Genomic DNA, 16,984 nt, shown 5'->3' with positions numbered 1-16,984 from the left:
CTCCGCTGGGGACCACCGGGGCAAGCCCGGTGGTGACGACCGATGGAAGGCTGTCGAAAAAGAACTAGCTCGGCATCCGCCGATGCCGCGCCCGCGCCGCGACTTCAATCGCCGCCGTCGTCAGCCGGTCAAGCGTCAACTTATCCCGCAGCATTTCGAGATAGCGCAGCTCTTCCTGCTCGAGATGCAGGTCAACGGACGTGATCTCGACCGCCAGCGCATAGGCGGTGTCTTCCAGCTTTTTCGGCAGTGCCGCCAGCGCATTGTCGACCACTCGATCGAGGCCATCCGGCCCGTTGAGCAGGTCCGCGCATTCATTGGCCACCTCGGTCAGCCGCGACTTGTCAAAGCCTTCGAATACCGGCAGCCGGTCGATCAGCGCCTGGATGCGGATGAGCTCGCGTTCGGTCATCGTGCTGTCCGAAGAGGCGGCCACCAGCATCAGATGGATGAGAGCGTCGTGGGCAGAGATGGTCATGGCGCCTTCCAGCAATGGTAAGTGGTTCAAAAACTAGGGTGCGCCGCCCGCTTTCGCAACCACCTGCGACATTGACGTAAGCCAAGGGGAATGCGACACCGCCATTCTTCTACCTTCCTGCACCACCCGAAAGGCTATCGCCCAGTGTCGCCCGCTGTTTTGCCCGCCCTCGATCCGTCGTTCTTTGAGCCTGCGCAGTCCGCTCGCGCCTGGCCGTTCGAAGAAGCACGCAAGATCGTCAAACGGCTGGAAAAGTCGGGCAAGGGCGAGGCCCTGTTCGAGACCGGTTATGGCCCCTCGGGCCTGCCCCATATCGGCACCTTTGGCGAAGTGGCGCGCACCACCATGGTCCGCACCGCCTTCCGCCTTCTGACGCGCGACCAAATCCCGACGCGGCTCCTGTGCTTCTCGGACGATCTCGATGGCATGCGCAAGATTCCGGATACCGTCCCCTCCAAGGAGGCGATGGAGCCGCATCTGCAAAAGCCGCTGACCTCGGTTCCCGATCCCTGGACCAACGAATACGAGAGCTTTGGCCACCACAACAACGCCATGCTCCGTCGTTTCCTCGATACCTTTGGGTTCGACTACGAATTCGCCAGCGCCACCGATTACTATCGGTCGGGCAAGTTCGACACCGTCCTGCGCCTCGCCGCCGAGCGCTATCAGGCGATCATGGATGTGATGCTGCCGACCCTCGGGGCCGAGCGCCAGGCAACCTATTCGCCCTTCCTGCCGATCTCCCCGATTTCCGGCCGTGTGCTCTATGTGCCGATGAAGGAAGTCAACGCCAAGGACGGCACGGTCACCTTCGCCGACGAAGACGGCCGCGACACCACCGTTCCAGTCACAGGCGGCCACGTCAAGCTGCAGTGGAAGCCCGACTTCGGCATGCGCTGGGCCGCGCTGGGCGTCGATTTCGAAATGTTCGGCAAGGACCACCAGACCAATCAGCACATCTACGACAAGATCTGCGCGATCCTCGGCGGCACCCCGCCCGAGCACTACGTGTATGAATTGTTCCTCGATGCCGAGGGCCAGAAGATCTCCAAGTCCAAGGGCAATGGCCTGACCATCGACGAATGGTTGACCTATGCGCCGACCGAGAGCCTCGGCCTCTACATGTTCCAGAAGCCGCGCGTTGCCAAGCGCCTGCATTTCGACGTCATCCCGCGTGCCGTGGACGAATATTTCGCCCACGTCGCAGCCTATGAAAAGCAGGATGCTGCTGCGCGCCTCGAAAACCCGGCCTTCCACGTCCACTATGGCAATGTGCCCAAGGTCGACATGCCGGTCACCTTCGCGCTGCTGCTCAACCTTGCTACCGCATCCAATCCAGAAACCCCGGAAGTCATGTGGGGCTATATCTCGGCCTATGCGCCGGGCGTGTCAGCCAAGACCCATCCGCATCTCGATGCGCTGGTCGGCTACGCCATGCGCTACTTCCGCGATTTTGTGAAGAAGACCTATCGTGCCCCAGACGATGTCGAACGCTCTGCGCTCGAAGCGGTCTCTGCCGCCTTCGCCGCTCTCCCGGCCGACGCCGACAACGAAACCATCCAGACGGCCGCCCTTGATGTCGCTCGCACCATCGAGCGCTATCAGGACCACACGAAAAAGAGCCCCACTGGCGGTCCCGGTGTCTCCGGCGACTTCTTCCAGATGCTCTATCAGGTGCTGATTGGCCAGGAACGCGGCCCCCGCTTCGGCTCCTTCGCCGCACTCTACGGCATCGAAAACACCCGCAAGCTCATCGCCAAGGCGCTGGCTGGAGAGCTTCACATGGCCTCGTAAGGTTAGGGCATTTCACGTTTGAACTGATACCTTCCCACACACCGATCACCCCGGCTTCAGGCCGGGGCTCATCCTGAGATATCAAGATAGGCCCCGGGTCGAGCCCGGGGTGACAATCGAGTTTTTGGTGTTTCAGATGAACGGTGAAGCGCTCTCACCGCGCGATTAGCCATAGAGCCATGCTCGAATAGCAGCCCCAAGCCTAGTGTCATTCCCCGCGAAAGCGGAACCCCTGCTACCCCAACACTTTCCTGAAAAACACCACCCGCTGGGTCTCCACAAAACCCAGCGCGCGATGCATATCGAGGCTCGCAAAATTCTCCAGAGCCGCGTCCGAGGCAAATTCCGAACAACCCTGCTCTCGCGCCCAGGCCTCCACGGCAACAACCAGTGCCCGTGCCACGCCCTGCCCACGCGCCTCGGGTGTTACAAAAATCCCTTCGAGAAACGCCACCGGCGACGTCTTGCAACCATTCACATAATCGCGCCGCAGCGCCGCCTCGGCAAAGCCCAGCGCCGTCCCGTCCGCACCACGTGCGATCAGGTTGATCGTCTCTCCGGCATCATCAAGCAGTTCGGCAATATCGGCCGCATGTTCTTCATCGCGACCGCCCGGCCACAACGCCGTCCGCATGGCCAACCAGTCCGCGGCATCCGCCGTTGTCGCCGACGCAACCCTCACTGGCTGGCCCAGATGATCCGCGCGATCCATTCGATATCCCTGGTATTGAGCACCCGTGGCTCATAGGCCGGATTGAGCGAATGCAGTTCGATCTGCTTGGCGCTCTGGCGATAGAGGATTTTGGCCATCACCTCGCCTTCGCGCGTCTTCACCACCACCCGGTCGCCGCGCCGCACCTGCTCGGTGGGCGAAACCACCACGCGGTCACCCTCGCGATAAAGCGGCTCCATGCTGTCGCCCTGGATTTCAAGCGCATAAATCCCGGGATCGACCGGCGAGGGCAGGGTGACCTCGTCCCAGCCTTCCCCGGCCGGAAAACCGGCACTGTCGAAAAAGCCGCCAGCGCCGGCCTGGGCCAGGCCCAGCAGCGGCACCGTCTGCCCATAGGGCGTATTGCTGGTCTGCATGAATGCTCCCGCTCCAGCGAGAAAGCTGTCAAACCCTTCCCCCGTGGCTTCCAGAATTTTGGAAATGCTCTCGGTCGATGGCCAGCGCTCGCGTCCATCCTTGCTCACGCGCTTGGACACGTTGAACGCGGTTGCATCAAGCCCGGCCAGCCGCGCCAGGGCCGAAACCGAATGGCCATGGCGCTGCGCCAGCGCGTCGATACCATCCCAGATAGCCCGGTGAGAAAGCATGGTGAAGCCGTTAAAAGGACATTGATCAGGATTGAGGAAATTAATCCTAGATTAATGTCAGCCGTTCCCCCTGTAAAGCCCGCGCAATCATGCTTGCCCAGACTTGATCACTTAACTAGGTTCGCGCCCATGTCGATACCCGAGCTGATCTACAAAATCACCACTGCCGTGGCCTTTGCGCCGGCGCGCGTTTCTGGCCAGTTCGAAGGCATGCCCATCGACCACAAGGATGGCTACATGCACTTTTCGACGGCGGCGCAATTGGCCGAAACCCTGCGCCTGCATTTCGCCGGTCAGGCGGGTCTCCTGCTACTCGCCGTCCCGACGGCCGATCTGGGCGACGACCTGGTTTGGGAACCCTCCCGCGGCGGCGAACTCTTCCCGCATCTTTATGGTGGCCCCTTGAAACTGTCCTCCATCCTCTGGGAGGAACCGATCAGCGTCGCCGCCGACGGCTCCTGTACCCTGCCCGCAGGTGTCAAATGATCCTTTCTGCCTTCGCTCCGCTGCTGCGCAATGCCGGCCTCGCCAATCTGACACGCGACACGTTGCTGCGCATGGACCCCGAGACCGCCCACGGGGCCACCATCACCGCCCTGCGCCTGGGTCTCGCCCCGCAGCAGGAGCAGAAGGACCCGCCCGAACTCGCAACAACCCTCTGCGGCCTGGAATTGAAGAACCCGGTCGGCATGGCCGCGGGCTTTGACAAGAATGCCGAAGTCCCGCGTCCGCTCGCCCTTATGGGTTTCGGCATGGTCGAAATCGGCACCGTTACCCCACGCCCGCAGGTGGGCAATCCCAAGCCGCGCCTCTTCCGCATCGGCCCCGCCGATGGCGTCATCAATCGCATGGGCTTTAACAATGAGGGACACGAGGCGGCCTTCGTACGCCTTAAGGGCCTGCGCGTCCCCGCCGCGCTCGGCGTCAATATCGGCGCCAACAAGGACAGCGACGATTTCGTCGCCGACTATGTGTTGGGCGTAAACCGCTTCGCCGACCTCGCCGACTATCTCACCGTCAACATCTCCTCGCCCAACACCCCGGGCCTCCGCAATCTGCAGGCCGACGAAGCGCTCACCAGGCTTCTCGACGCGGTCCTGAGCGCACGAGCCAAGGCGAAAACCCGCGTGCCTGTCCTCCTCAAGATCGCGCCCGATCTCGATGAAGCCGCCATGGACGGCATAGCCCGCGTCATCCTCGCGACCGATCTCGACGGCCTCATCGTCTCCAACACCACCATTTCGCGCGATCCCGTCGCCGGCATAGAAAACGCAGAAGAGACAGGCGGCCTCTCGGGCAAACCGCTCTTCCCACTCTCCACCCAGCGCCTCGCCCAGATGCGCCAGCGCGTCGGCACGCTGCCACTGGTCGGCGTCGGCGGCATCCATTCCCCGCAAACTGCCCTGTCAAAAATCGAAGCCGGCGCCAATGCTATCCAGCTCTATTCGGCCATGGTCTTTGGCGGCCTCGACCTGCTCGACCGCCTCAAGCGCGGCCTCGTCGCCGGCGTGCGCTCGGCGGGCAAGAAGAACATTTCCGAACTGGTCGGCATCAAGACCGACGCCTGGGCAAGGGGGGAGGGCGAGGTTTCATAGGGTAATCACACCTCAGTAGTCCTCATGGTGAGGTGCATAGCGTAGCGAAGCCTCGAACCACGAGGACGTGCCTACAATGCCGCCCCCGAGCAGACTTTCGCTGCCTCGACTTCGACATCGCGTGGATCAAGCGTCGCCGTCAGGTTCTGGTGAACGATATCGGCCGAGATGATTGCGACGCATTCCTGAAATGGACTGGGCCGCAATAGGATCGCGCCGGCAACCATCCCCGCGCCGATGAGAATTGCCATGGCAATGCCCCAGTTATTCACCGCTCGACATCCAGCGTGATCACCACATCCGCCCGATCCTGCGAGAGCATCACGCGATCATAGTTCGGTAAATCATTGCGCTCGATATGCGCCCGATTGCGCTCCTCGGTGAAGAGCCCCTCTTCGCCATGCCGCTTCATCAACCGCGCCCGCACCATCTCGCGCGGCACAGTGATGAAGGCAGAAAAATCGAGCAGCGACTTTACCTCGGCCCAGGGCGCATCACCCAGCAGCAAATAGTTCCCCTCCACCACCAGCACCTTCACCTCCGGCGCGATCGTAAAAGCGTCGTCGACCGTATCCTCGATTTTTCGCGAGTAACCCGGCCCACTCATCGCTTCCGTCGCCGCCTTCAGACGGGCCAGAAACGCAACAAACTCCCCGCCCTCGAATGTATGCGGCGCACCCTTGAAATCGGTCTGCCCCATGGCCTCGAGCTTGGCATGCTTCATATGGAAACCATCCATCGGCACCAGCGCTGCCGAGCCCGGCGCCGACACATTCAGCGCCGCTACCAGCTCCGCGGCCAGCGTCGATTTGCCGGTCCCGGGGCCTCCCGCCAGCCCAATGGCCACGCGCTTGCCGCCGGCTCTCTCGGCCAGCTCCTGCGCTTTCCATGTCAATTCAGTCAGTGCGTCGATGGGTGTAAGTGTCAACCGCCCCTCAAGCATCAGCGCCTCTGCATCAGGCGCAGGATCAACCAGACCGGCAACACAATCGCTGCACCGGTCAGCACATAGGTCCCCAGCTGCCGGAACACCGCACCACCATCTCTGAGCATATCGCGAACGGCCTCCACAGCCCCGCGCACCAGATCGGCGGCGTCGAACCCGAACACCGACATGATGAAGCCGACAAACAGCGAAATCAGCACCAGCTTGATGGCGAGGGACCCCGGCCGATCGCCCAATAGGCGCTCGAGACCGGAACGAGATGCGGGTCGGCTGTCTTCTGTCATCAGGCGGCTCCGTTTGGCAGTGTTGAGACCATCATATAGGCTTGTGGGTGATTTGCAGTAGGTGCCTGTTGTCAACTTTCGCGCTCCCCCGATCGCCGCACTCTCCCTCGCCCCTTGAGGGAGAGGGACAGATTTTCTGCGTTCAGCAGAAAATCAGGGTGAGGGGTATCTCTCCTCCGCAGAGGAGCCAGTTGAGGGGCGCGGAAAGAATACCCCTCATCCGCCCTTCGGGCACCTTCTCCCTCAAGGGGAGAAGGAAGAGCAGGGGAGAGCCATGATCACCACCCTCCCACCTGTCATCGCCAACTGGTTCGCCGCGCGTGGCTGGTCGCCCCGCCAGCACCAGCTCGACGTTTTACGCAGCTATCAATCCGGAGCGAGCCAGCTCCTCATCGCCCCCACCGGCGCCGGCAAGACCATGGCCGGCTTTCTCCCGAGCCTTTCCGAACTGGTCGACGGCAAGTTCCAAGGCCTCCACACCCTCTATATCTCGCCCCTAAAAGCCCTCGCGGTCGACGTGCACCGCAACCTCTCCAACCCCATCACCGACATGGGTCTACCCATCACCGTCGAAGCCCGCACCGGCGACACCTCCGCCAGCAAACGCACCCGCCAGCGCGTAAAACCACCCCACATCCTCCTGACCACCCCCGAACAACTGGCGCTCCTCATCTCGCACCCCCATGCCGAACTCATGTTCGGCACCCTCCGCCGCGTCGTCCTCGACGAACTCCATGCGCTCGTCACCTCCAAGCGCGGCGACCTTTTGTCACTTGGCCTCGCACGCCTCGCCAAGCTCGCGCCCGACATGCGCATCACTGCGCTCTCGGCCACGGTCGCCCGCCCCGATCTCCTCCGCGATTGGATCGCCCAGCCCCATCCCGATCGTCCCACCGATCTCCTCCGCATGATCGGCGGCGCCCCGCCCGACCTCGCCATCCTCGAAACCGAAGAGCGCCTCCCCTGGGCCGGCCACTCCGCCAAATACGCTCACCGCGAACTCTACGAGACGATCAAGCAGCACAAGACGACGCTCCTCTTCGTCAACACCCGCTCCCAGGCCGAAATGCTCTTCCAGGGCCTCTGGGACATCAACGACGACATGCTGCCCATCGCCCTCCACCACGGCTCCCTCTCGGTGGAACAGCGCCGGAAGGTGGAAGCCGCCATGTCCGATGGCCGGCTGAAAGCTGTCGTCTGCACCTCGACCCTCGACCTCGGCATCGACTGGGGCGATGTCGATCTCGTCGTGCAGGTCGGCGCCCCAAAAGGCTCCTCGCGCATGCTGCAGCGCATCGGCCGCGCCAATCACCGGCTCGACGAACCCTCAAAAGCCCTGCTCGTCCCCTCCAACCGCTTCGAAGTTCTCGAATGCGAAGCCGCCGTCGAAGCCGTCGCCGAAAATCATCAGGATAGCGAAGATCCCCATCCCGGCGGCTACGACGTCCTCGCCCAGCACGTCCTCGGCATGGCCTGCGCCGAACCCTTTCTGGCCGACGATCTCTATGCCGAAGTCACCCGCGCCTGGCCCTATCGCGATCTCACGCGCGCAAAATTCGACCGCGTCCTCGATTTCGTCGCCACCGGCGGCTATGCCCTCCGCGCCTATGAGCGTTATGCGCGTCTCAAGCAAAACCCCGACCTCACCTGGCGCCTTTCCCATCCCTCGGTAGCCCAGCAATACCGCTTGAACATCGGCACCATCATCGAAGAGCCCATGGTTCGCGTCCGCCTCATCCGCTCCAAGGAGCAGAAGCGCGGCCGCACCACCGGCCCCATCGGCGCCGGCGGCCGGGTCCTCGGCGAAATGGAGGAATACTTTTTCGGCACGCTCTCAGTCGGTGATACCTTCATGTTCGGCGGCGAAATCGTCGCCTTCGAAGGCATCAAGGACAACGAAGCTTTCGTCTCCCGCGCCGTCGCGCAAAACCCGAAAATCCCATCCTATATGGGCGGAAAATTCCCGCTCTCGACCTATCTCGCCGAACGCGTCCGCCGCATCATGGACACGCCGGACGAGTGGCAAAAACTCCCAAACCAGGTTGCGGATTGGCTCCGCCTGCAGCGCGATTTTTCCGTTCTCCCTCGCCGCGACAGTCTCTTGGTGGAGACCTTCCCGCGCGGCACCAATCATTTCATGGTCTGTTACCCCTTCGAAGGTCGCCTCGCGCACCAGACCCTCGGCATGCTGCTCACCCGAAGGCTCGAACGCATGCGCGCCCGCCCGCTCGGCTTCGTCGCCTCGGAGTATGCCCTCGCCGTCTGGGGCCTCGGCGATCTCTCGGCCCTCATCCGCACCAATCGCCTCTCGCTCGATGAACTCTTCGACGAGGACATGCTCGGGGATGATCTGGAATCCTGGCTCGACGAGTCAGCCCTGATGAAGCGCACTTTCCGCAACTGCGCTATCATCTCCGGCCTCATCGAGCGCCGCCACCCCGGCAAGGAAAAATCCGGCCGCCAGATCACCATGAGTTCGGACATCATCTACGACGTGCTCTACCAACACGAGCCCGACCACATCCTCATCGAAGCCACCCGCAGCGACGCTGCCCGCGGCCTCCTCGATATCGAACGCCTCGGCAATATGCTTGCCCGCATCAAATCTCACATCGTCCACAAGCCCCTGCACCAGATTTCGCCCCTCGCCGTGCCGGTCATGCTCGACATCGGCAAGGAGCCGATTTTCGGCGAAGCCCGCGAATCGGCTATGGCTGATGCAGCCGACGAACTCATTCGGGAAGCCATCGGCGAACTCTGACCCTTATTCTTCTCCCCCTCGGGGAGAAGGTGGCGCATAGCGCCGGATGAGGGGGCTCTTCACCTCTCCCTCTGGGGGAGAGGTCGGCCAAAAGGCCGGGTGAGGGGGCCTTTCGAATGGATGTCGAATGACCATATGAACAGCGTAGCCCTAGCCCAATCGACCGAGTCCCCCTTGCTGCGCTTCGCCGGCCACAATTTCGAGCCCTTGCCGTCCGGCGCGCTCTATTGGCACGCCCGGCAAACCCTGCTCGTCGCCGATCTCCACTTCGAGAAAATGGCCAGCTTCGCCCGCCGCGGCCAGATGCTGCCGCCCTACGATACGGGCATGACGCTCTCCCGCCTCGAAGCCGACTTGCGCCGCACCGGCGCCCAAAAGCTGATCTCCCTCGGCGACACTTTTCACCGCGTCGATTCCAGCACGCTCCTCGGCCCAACCGAACGCCTCCGCCTCGATGCCATCGTCGAAAACGTCGACTGCACCTGGCTCTCGGGCAATCACGACCCCGCGCCCCATGCCATCGGCGGGTTCTGCTGCGCCGAACTCGAACTCGACGGGCTTACCCTTTCGCACGAGCCCAAAAAGGGAAAACCCGGCCTCGTCGCCGGCCATCTCCATCCCGCCGCCCGTATCGCCATGACCGGCCGCACCGCGCGCAGCGCTTGCTTCGTCCACGACAATCGCCTCCTGATCCTGCCTGCCTATGGCAGCTCCACCGGCGCCCTCAACATCCTGTCGCCCGCCTTCTTCGGTCTGCTGAACTGGCCAACGGTGGAAGTAACCATGCTGGGCCGCGACCGGACCTATCCGGTGTCCACAAAGCGCCTGGTGCGCGGGTGAGGCGGTTCTGGCACTACAGCCGCACCACCCCCTATTTGTCACCCCGGCTCTAGGCCGGGGCCCATCCTGAGATCTCAAGATGGCTCCCGGCCTACGCCGGGATGACAGCTAGTGGTCGGTCGGAATACCCAGCCAAACTGCCATCTACCGCCTAAACAGCACCCCGCCCAACCACCCGGTAAACAGCGCCAGGATCACGCAGGCAATGCCATAGAGCAGCGGATATTGCGTCGCCGATTGCGCCAGAAACCGCTCGAAGGCGATCTTGCGTACCGCAAACCCTTCGGACTTGCGCGCGATGATCTGCCCGTTCTGGAACACATAGGTCTGGGCGATATAGGGACCCGGCGGCGCGCTACTGGGCAGGGTCAGCTGCGCCGTATAGAACGTGTCCGACATGAACTGGACGCCATTTTCCTGCACCCCGAACAGCCCCTGTTCCGACATCAGCCGGATCAGCTCGCGCCCGAACACCAGCGTCTTCATGAACCCCGCAATATTGGGAATCATCGCATGGGCTTCAGGCAGGATGAAATTCTGGTTGAGGAGGTTAATGTCGGCGATCTCCAGCAACCGCCGGCTCGAGAGCACATGAAAATAGCTCGGAAAGCGCTTGAACTCGACCTGCTCGGTATTGAGCCAGATGCCGAAATTATGCGTTTTTTCGCGCGCCACCCGATCCTGCGTCGGTCCAAGCACCACGATCACCACATCGAACGGCCCCTCGACATAGCGCTGCCCCGATCCCGCCTCCGGCGCAATGGTGCCGAAAAAGGTCAATCTTTCGCCGTCAAAGCTCGACGTGATCTGGATCGTATCGTTGGAAACGCCCGAAACCAGCCGCGCCGCCGCACAAACCGGCACTGCCGACAGGAGTACGATAAGCAAAAGCGCGAGAAGGCGGCTCATCGCACCACACTCGTCACGGCCATGGAGAACACATCGTCCGGCGCCAGCACCAGCGACAGGCCGAAGCGAATGGCGACAGCCAACACCAGCAGCGCCAAAAGTCCGCGCAACTGTTCGCCGCGCAGATGCTGCCCGGCCGCAGCACCAAATTGCGCCCCGGCCGTGCCACCGACCATCAGGCAGAAGGCGAGCAGGATATCGACGCTCTGGCTTTGCACGGCATGCATGATCGTCGTCGCCGCCATCATGGCCACGACCTGCGCCAGCGATGTGCCAATGACGACATTGCCCGGCACGCGCAAGAGATAAACCAGCGCCGGCACCATGACGAAGCCGCCGCCAATGCCGAGCAGCGAGCCGACAAAGCCGATGAAGAGGCCAATGGCGAGGACCGGAAGCACGCTGATATAGAGCCGGCTCTTCTTGAAGCGCACGCGCCAGGGCAGGCCATGGATCCAGCTATGCTGATTGGGCAGGCGCTCGCGCACCACCACGCCCTGCCGGCTTTTCAACAGCGCCCGCACCGCTTCCTGCAGCATCAAGATGCCGACGAAACCGAGCAGAACCACAAAGCCCACGGCAATCACGAGATCGAGCTGGCCCGCTGCGCGCAGCACGGAGAACGTCGCGACCCCGCCAAACGCGCCCAAAATACCCGAGAGAATGAGATACATGGCGAGATGGAGGTCGATGCCGCCGCGCCTATAATGACTGAGCGCACCCGAGGTCGACGCTGCCACCACCTGTCCCGTCACCGAGGCAACGGCCACCGGCGCCGGCACACCCGAGAAGATCAGCAGTGGTGTCAGCAGAAAACCGCCGCCCACGCCGAACAGACCCGACAAAAAGCCGACCGCCCCTCCGATCCCCACGAGAAAGAAGAGGTTCACGGAAAGCTCGGCGATCGGCAGATAGATCTGCAAGACCCTGGGTCCCGTTTTGCATTGGTTGTTTGCGCCAGAGGCTAACGGCTAGACCGTCAACAAGTGGTCAAGGTTCCAGAAAAACAGGACAAAATTGTATCAAATGGTTGGAATTTTTATGTGGGGCAGCTCCTGCGCTCTCACTTGCGCCCCCCTCATCCGGCGCTGCGCGCCACCTTCTCCCCGAGGGGGAGAAGAAACAAGAGGGAGCCACCATTCCTCTCCCTCTTGGGGAGAGGGTGGATCGCGCGTAGCGCGAGACGGGTGAGGGGGGCGCCGAGCGCAGACCACCGCTAATTCGCCGTCGGCGACGCCATCAATTCCCAGACATTGCCTTCGGTATCCTCGAAATAGGCCGAATAGCCCCATTCCGTTTCGGTTCCCGCGGCAATGATCGAGCCGCCGCCGATCAGTACACGCTCAAGAATGGTGTCGACCTCCTCAGCGTTTTCGGCCTGATGGCTCAGGACAAACCCTGGCGTGCCCTCCAGCGCCTCGGGTTTTCCCGCCGTCTGCGCGATCTGCTCGCGCGGAAACAGCACGAAGGAAAAGCTGTCGTCGAAAAAGAAGGCGACGTGATCCTCGCCCGCACCGATCTTGTCGTCCTCGATATCGAACAGCGCGCGATAAAACACAAAGGCGCGTTCGAGTTCGTCGACGCCGATGGTGATGATGTTGATCTTGGGCTTCATCGCCTCGTCCTTCTCTATGTGCCGGACGAGCCTAAGCTTTTTCAGCTCCAGTCGCAAAGAGAGCTTCGAATTGTCCCTCTTCAATTCGCGCTGCGGCAATGACGGCCTGCGTGCGGCTATCCACATCGAGCTTCTGCAAAATGGCGGAAACATGCGCCTTCACCGTCGCTTCCGAAATGGACAGCTCATAGGCGATCTGCTTGTTCATCAGCCCATCGCTGAGCATCATCAACACGCGCACCTGCTGCGGCGTCAGGCTTGCCAGCCGCTTCATCAACCCCGATTGCTCGTCGTCCCCGGTGATCGTCGTTCCCTTGGGCACGAACACTTCGCCGGCCAGCACCGTCTCGATGGCGCGGCGGATCTCGGTCGGTCCCTCGGATTTATGCAGGTACCCCGAAGCCCCAAGCTCAAATGCGCGCCGCACCACGGTCGCGTCTTCCACGGCCGAAATGATCATCACCGGAATTTCCGGATACTGCGCCCGAACGAGCAGGAGCCCCGAAAAGCCACGCACGCCCGGCATATTGAGATCGAGCAGCACGAGATCGCAATCGCGATCGGCATCGAGCGATTTGCTGAGATTTGCGAGGTCGCCCGCCTCTTCCACGCTGACCGTAGCATCGCCTCCGGCCAGCGTCTGGCGCAGCGCCGCCCGGAACAGGGGATGGTCATCCACGATGATGATGCGGCGACGAGTCATGGGCCTAAACTACTCCAAATCAGGGGGCGAAACCAGAAAACCACTCTTTTCCGCCCGGGGCATTTGCATATTGCAGCAATCCTTAACGGCTTCTTTACCATGTTTTCCCAAAAGTGACCGTTAGACCTTCGTGCTGCTTCGGCTTGGCACGCGCTCGCTTTGACAGGGACTGACCATGGCCCGCGCTTATCCGCAATCGGACTACGCCGATACCGCTTTCGATCCTGGCGCCGGGGATTGGCAGGCCCTGCGCGGCGAATTGGTCGCTTTGCTCGATCAGGTGGAAAGTCGCTTCGGCGCCGTATCGGACGGGGGAGGGGTCTCCAGCCGCGTCCGGCACCTGCGCGATCAGGTCAACACACCCGATCCGGCAAGTCGTCGCCGCTCCGAGGCCCTGCGCAGCGTCAAGCGCGCCGTCGATCGCTTCACCCCGCATGAGGACGAAGCCGACGATCTCAACGCCGCTATTGCCGAAATCCGCAGCCGCCAGGGCGCGCAGACCATTTCGGCCATTGATCGCCGTCCCTCCGAAATGCCCGAATTCCGCGAGCTTTCAAGCCTTGTTTCCGGCATGGGCGATCGCCTCGGTCGCCTCGAAGGCCAGCTTCGCACTGCCCGCAACAGTTCTTCTGACGTCCTCGAAGTCGCTTCCCAGGTCGAACAACTGACCCAGGTTGTCGAACTCCTCGCTGGCGCCGTCGGCGAAACCGGCCAGGTCAAGCGCTTGGAAACCCAGATCGGCGCTCTTGCCTCGATGATGAGCCAAGCCCCCAAGGTCGATCTCTCCGCCGTCAATTCGCGCCTCGACGATGTTTCGGCCACCGTCGCAAAACTCGCCGAACTCCAGGCCCAGCAGATGGAGCGCGAGATCATCCGCGAGGAGCGCGCCGAATTTGCCCCCAAGGGCAATTTCGAGCCGGCCATGGCCTCCATCGAAGCCAATGTGCGCAGCGTCTATGATCGCATCGACGCCATCGAGCGCAATATGAGTATTTCCGGCGGCGATTTCGAACGCCTGACCAGCGAAATGGCCGAGGTCACCCAGGCCCTGCGCGACAGTGCCGCCAATCCGGAACTCCTCGCCTCCCGCGTCGAAACCCTGGCGCAGCGCCTCCAGTCCGTCGATGGCAGCAGCGACGACGTCCTGGCGCTCAAGGACGACATCGCCGCCCTGCAACAATCCGTGCTCAAAACCATGGAGCCGCGCTTTACGCGCCTCGAGAGCCAGCTTGAAGCCCTTTCGAGCAAGGTCGCTCCGGTCGATACCTCCGCCGTCGAAGGCCAGCTCAAGGCCCTGATGACGCGCATGGACGAAGCCGGCGCTCAGCTCGATGGTCTGGCCCGGCTCTATCACGATGCCGGCGATAAGCCCGATTTCGAAACTCTCGCGACCCTCGTTGCCGAACGCACCAGCGACGCCATGAGCCGCAAGGCCCCGGCCCCCGTCGCCATGTTCGGCCCCGAAAGCCTCAAAACCATCGAAGACCGGATTTCGAGCCTCGTGCGCTCCGTCAGCAAGGGGGCGGGTGCCGACGCCGAAACCATCGCCAGCCTCGTTGCCGAAAAGACCTCCGCCGCCTTCGTCAAATCCGGCGCCCCGGTTCCCGTCCTCAATCCCGAAGGTTTTGATGCGCTCGAAAAGCGCATGACCGCCGTCTTCAATACCGCCGGCAAGGACACCGCCGAACGCTTGGCCCGCCTCGAAGCCGCACTCGCCTCGCGCACCTCCGCCCCGGCTCCAGCCGCCGCCCCGACCCGCGCCGAGATGCCCGCGCCGCAGTCCGCAAAACCCCAGAGCCATGCGTCTGAATTCGACGCCGCCGTCGAAGAGCCGAGCACCGCTCGTCTCGATTCCATCCTGTCGAGCCTCAACGGCAAGAAGCGCGCTGATACCATGCCGTCCAACCCGGCCGACGAAGCCCCGCTGGTCGATCGCGGCTTCGCTGACGTGCCCCAGCCCCGCGCTGCCGCACCCGCCCCGCGTCCTGCTACACCTGCTCCCGAACCGGCCCGTTCCGCACGCCCCGAAGTTCAGCCCGCCTTCGACCCCGAAAAGGTCGAGCGCCCGCCGCGCCCGCAGTCGAGCTTTGCCCAGTTCGATCGCGATGGTTTCGCCGCCCCCGCGCGCGCTGAGACGTCGGCCCCGGCCGTCGAAGCCCCGGTCTCCAATACCAGCACTTTCGTTGCCGCCGCCCGCCGCGCCCAGCGCGCCCGGCAAGAGCAAGTCACTGAACCCGCGAGCGGCAATTCGCTGATCGGCCGCGCCTTGGCGCGTGTCCGTCCCCAGCCCAAGGCTGCCGCTGAAGAAGCCGCGCCCACTCCGGCGCCCGAGCCCAAGGCCGAAAAGCGTCGTCCACGCAAGCCGGTGCCAGAGGCGCCCGTCGCCGTCGCCCCGAGCGATGAAGCCGAAGAGGCGCGTCCAAACTTCCTCATGCGCAACCGCCGCACGCTGCTGCTCGCCGCCGCAGTCGTCGCCGTCTCCATGCTGACGCTCAATCTCGTCATGCAGCGCATGCGTTCGACGCCAGCGCCCCAACCCGCCGCCGCCACCTCGACCGAGACCACGCCGACGACGAGCCCGGTCGATCCGACCCCGGCCGCCGAAGTCTCCGAACTCGTTGCGCCCCGCGTCATCGACATGGTCGATGCTACCGCCGTCGGCTCGATCAATCCGGGCGAGCGCATGAGCTTTACCCGCGCCACCGAAACGCCCATGCCGCCGACCCTCCTGGCTCAGGACACGAGCGGCGCTGCCGATGCAGCGGTCGAAACGATCACCGACGACGCGACTCCGCCGACGGGTTCCATCGCCGCCTCTGTCGCCCCCGAACAGTTCGAACTACCACCCGAAGCACTCGGCCCCGAGCCGCTGCGTCAGGCCGCTGCCGATGGCGACGCCAAGGCCCAGTTCGAAATCGCTGCCATCTACACCGAAGGCCGCGCCATCGAAGCGAGCCCCGAGGAAGCCGCCAAGTGGTACGAGCGCTCGGCAGCCCAGGGTTTCGTGCCTGCGCAATACCGCCTCGGCAATCTCTACGAAGCCGGCACGGGCGTCGAAAAAGACCTCGAAATGGCCCGCCTCTGGTACCAGCGCGCCGCCGAAGCCGGCAATCGCATGGCCATGCACAATCTTGCCGCGCTCTATGCCAGCGGTCAGTTGGGTGAACAGCAGTTCGAGGAAGCGGCCCAGTGGTTCACCCAGGCCGCCACCCTCGGCATGGTCGATAGCCAGTTCAACCTCGGCATGCTCTATGCCCGCGGTCTCGGCGTCGAACAGGATTTCGAGCAGTCCTACAAGTGGTTCTCACTCGCCGCCAAGGCAGGTGACGCCGATGCCGGCAAGGCGCGCGACGATATCGCCAAATCCCTCACGGCCGATGCCGTCAACCGCATTGGCGGCGAAGTCGAGACCTGGACCAGCGAGCCCATCGCCCTCAACGTCAATTTCGCCCCCATCGGCACCTGGGCGGCCGATTTCGATCCCGGCGAGGCGATTTCCAACAAGGAAGTCGTTTCCCGTGTGCAGCAGGCGCTCAATCGTCTCGGCTTCAATGTCGGCACCCCCGACGGCGTCGCCGGCCCCAAGACCGCCGAAGCCATCCGCACTTTCGAGCGTGGCACCGGCATGAGCGAAAGCGGCAAGATCAACCCGCGCCTGCTTGCGGTGCTGGGCAGCCAGCCGGTTTAGGCACCGAACGTCATCCTCGGGCCTGACCCGAGGACACTTTACTACCGGTCA

Annotated in this window: 16 protein-coding genes; 6 read left to right on the top strand and 10 right to left on the bottom strand. The window is 63.1% G+C overall.

Annotated features, from left to right (window positions below; translation table 11 throughout):
* Positions 1 to 64 precede the first annotated feature (64 nt).
* Positions 65 to 478 carry a tellurite resistance TerB family protein gene (locus J7557_RS18510; protein WP_291421504.1) on the bottom strand — a complete coding sequence of 138 codons (414 nt, stop codon included), beginning with the start codon at positions 476 to 478 and terminating at the stop codon, positions 65 to 67.
* Positions 479 to 622: 144 nt separating this feature from the next.
* Between J7557_RS18510 and J7557_RS18505 the strand changes: the two genes are divergently transcribed.
* On the top strand, positions 623 to 2,272 hold the full coding sequence (locus tag J7557_RS18505) for a lysine--tRNA ligase (protein WP_291421503.1): 1,650 nt from the start codon (positions 623 to 625) through the stop codon (positions 2,270 to 2,272).
* Between the two features lie 235 nt (positions 2,273 to 2,507).
* Here J7557_RS18505 and aac(6') read toward each other — a convergent pair whose 3' ends face one another.
* Together aac(6') and J7557_RS18495 are read right to left on the bottom strand one after the other, a co-directional pair.
* Positions 2,508 to 2,984, bottom strand: coding sequence for an aminoglycoside 6'-N-acetyltransferase (gene aac(6'), locus J7557_RS18500; protein ID WP_367272912.1), 477 nt, complete (start codon positions 2,982 to 2,984; stop codon positions 2,508 to 2,510).
* The gene (locus tag J7557_RS18495; RefSeq protein WP_291421502.1) at positions 2,951 to 3,592 is read right to left on the bottom strand and encodes a helix-turn-helix transcriptional regulator; all 642 of its coding nucleotides are present in this window, start codon (positions 3,590 to 3,592) and stop codon (positions 2,951 to 2,953) included. The genes aac(6') and J7557_RS18495 overlap by 34 nt, the downstream gene beginning before the upstream one ends.
* Before the next feature lie 129 nt (positions 3,593 to 3,721).
* On the opposite strand from J7557_RS18495, the gene J7557_RS18490 reads away from it, so the two are divergent.
* A complete protein-coding gene (locus J7557_RS18490) occupies positions 3,722 to 4,078 on the top strand; it encodes a DUF952 domain-containing protein (RefSeq protein ID WP_291421501.1) in 357 nt (118 codons plus the stop codon).
* Positions 4,075 to 5,187, top strand: coding sequence for a quinone-dependent dihydroorotate dehydrogenase (locus J7557_RS18485; protein ID WP_291421500.1), 1,113 nt, complete (start codon positions 4,075 to 4,077; stop codon positions 5,185 to 5,187). Before J7557_RS18490 ends, J7557_RS18485 begins: the two co-directional genes overlap by 4 nt.
* Before the next feature lie 71 nt (positions 5,188 to 5,258).
* Here J7557_RS18485 and J7557_RS18480 read toward each other — a convergent pair whose 3' ends face one another.
* The 3 genes from J7557_RS18480 to J7557_RS18470 are packed head-to-tail and all read right to left on the bottom strand — an operon-like array spanning position 5,259 to position 6,417.
* Complete coding sequence (locus J7557_RS18480; protein WP_291421499.1) at positions 5,259 to 5,438, bottom strand: hypothetical protein; 180 nt, start codon at positions 5,436 to 5,438, stop codon at positions 5,259 to 5,261.
* A gap of 17 nt (positions 5,439 to 5,455) precedes the next feature.
* Positions 5,456 to 6,115 (bottom strand): nucleoside/nucleotide kinase family protein, encoded by a 660-nt coding sequence (locus tag J7557_RS18475; protein ID WP_291421498.1) that lies wholly within the window; start codon positions 6,113 to 6,115, stop codon positions 5,456 to 5,458.
* 14 nt (positions 6,116 to 6,129) lie between these two features.
* Positions 6,130 to 6,417, bottom strand: a complete 288-nt coding sequence (locus J7557_RS18470; protein ID WP_291421497.1) for a DUF6460 domain-containing protein — start codon at positions 6,415 to 6,417, stop codon at positions 6,130 to 6,132.
* 274 nt (positions 6,418 to 6,691) lie between these two features.
* Between J7557_RS18470 and J7557_RS18465 the strand changes: the two genes are divergently transcribed.
* Complete coding sequence (locus tag J7557_RS18465; protein ID WP_291421496.1) at positions 6,692 to 9,178, top strand: ligase-associated DNA damage response DEXH box helicase; 2,487 nt, start codon at positions 6,692 to 6,694, stop codon at positions 9,176 to 9,178.
* A gap of 135 nt (positions 9,179 to 9,313) precedes the next feature.
* Positions 9,314 to 10,018: a ligase-associated DNA damage response endonuclease PdeM gene (gene pdeM / locus J7557_RS18460; RefSeq protein WP_291421495.1), complete on the top strand. Its 705-nt coding sequence runs from the start codon at positions 9,314 to 9,316 to the stop codon at positions 10,016 to 10,018.
* Between the two features lie 144 nt (positions 10,019 to 10,162).
* On the opposite strand, the gene J7557_RS18455 is transcribed toward pdeM, so the two are convergent.
* The 4 genes from J7557_RS18455 to J7557_RS18440 form a co-directional block, all read right to left on the bottom strand.
* A complete protein-coding gene (locus J7557_RS18455) occupies positions 10,163 to 10,927 on the bottom strand; it encodes a TIGR02186 family protein (RefSeq protein WP_291421494.1) in 765 nt (254 codons plus the stop codon).
* Positions 10,924 to 11,850 carry a sulfite exporter TauE/SafE family protein gene (locus tag J7557_RS18450; RefSeq protein ID WP_035082873.1) on the bottom strand — a complete coding sequence of 309 codons (927 nt, stop codon included), beginning with the start codon at positions 11,848 to 11,850 and terminating at the stop codon, positions 10,924 to 10,926. The genes J7557_RS18455 and J7557_RS18450 overlap by 4 nt, the downstream gene beginning before the upstream one ends.
* Before the next feature lie 293 nt (positions 11,851 to 12,143).
* Positions 12,144 to 12,542 carry a VOC family protein gene (locus J7557_RS18445; RefSeq protein ID WP_291421493.1) on the bottom strand — a complete coding sequence of 133 codons (399 nt, stop codon included), beginning with the start codon at positions 12,540 to 12,542 and terminating at the stop codon, positions 12,144 to 12,146.
* 31 nt (positions 12,543 to 12,573) lie between these two features.
* Positions 12,574 to 13,245: a response regulator transcription factor gene (locus J7557_RS18440; RefSeq protein ID WP_291421492.1), complete on the bottom strand. Its 672-nt coding sequence runs from the start codon at positions 13,243 to 13,245 to the stop codon at positions 12,574 to 12,576.
* A 175-nt stretch (positions 13,246 to 13,420) separates the two neighbouring features.
* Between J7557_RS18440 and J7557_RS18435 the strand changes: the two genes are divergently transcribed.
* Entirely contained in the window at positions 13,421 to 16,933 is a 3,513-nt protein-coding gene (locus J7557_RS18435) for a peptidoglycan-binding protein (RefSeq protein WP_291421491.1), read from the top strand.
* Positions 16,934 to 16,984: the final 51 nt, after the last annotated feature.

This window comes from Devosia sp. (assembly GCF_017744655.1).
Taxonomy (GTDB): domain Bacteria; phylum Pseudomonadota; class Alphaproteobacteria; order Rhizobiales; family Devosiaceae; genus Devosia.
This window is presented reverse-complemented; position numbering and strand designations above follow the sequence as displayed.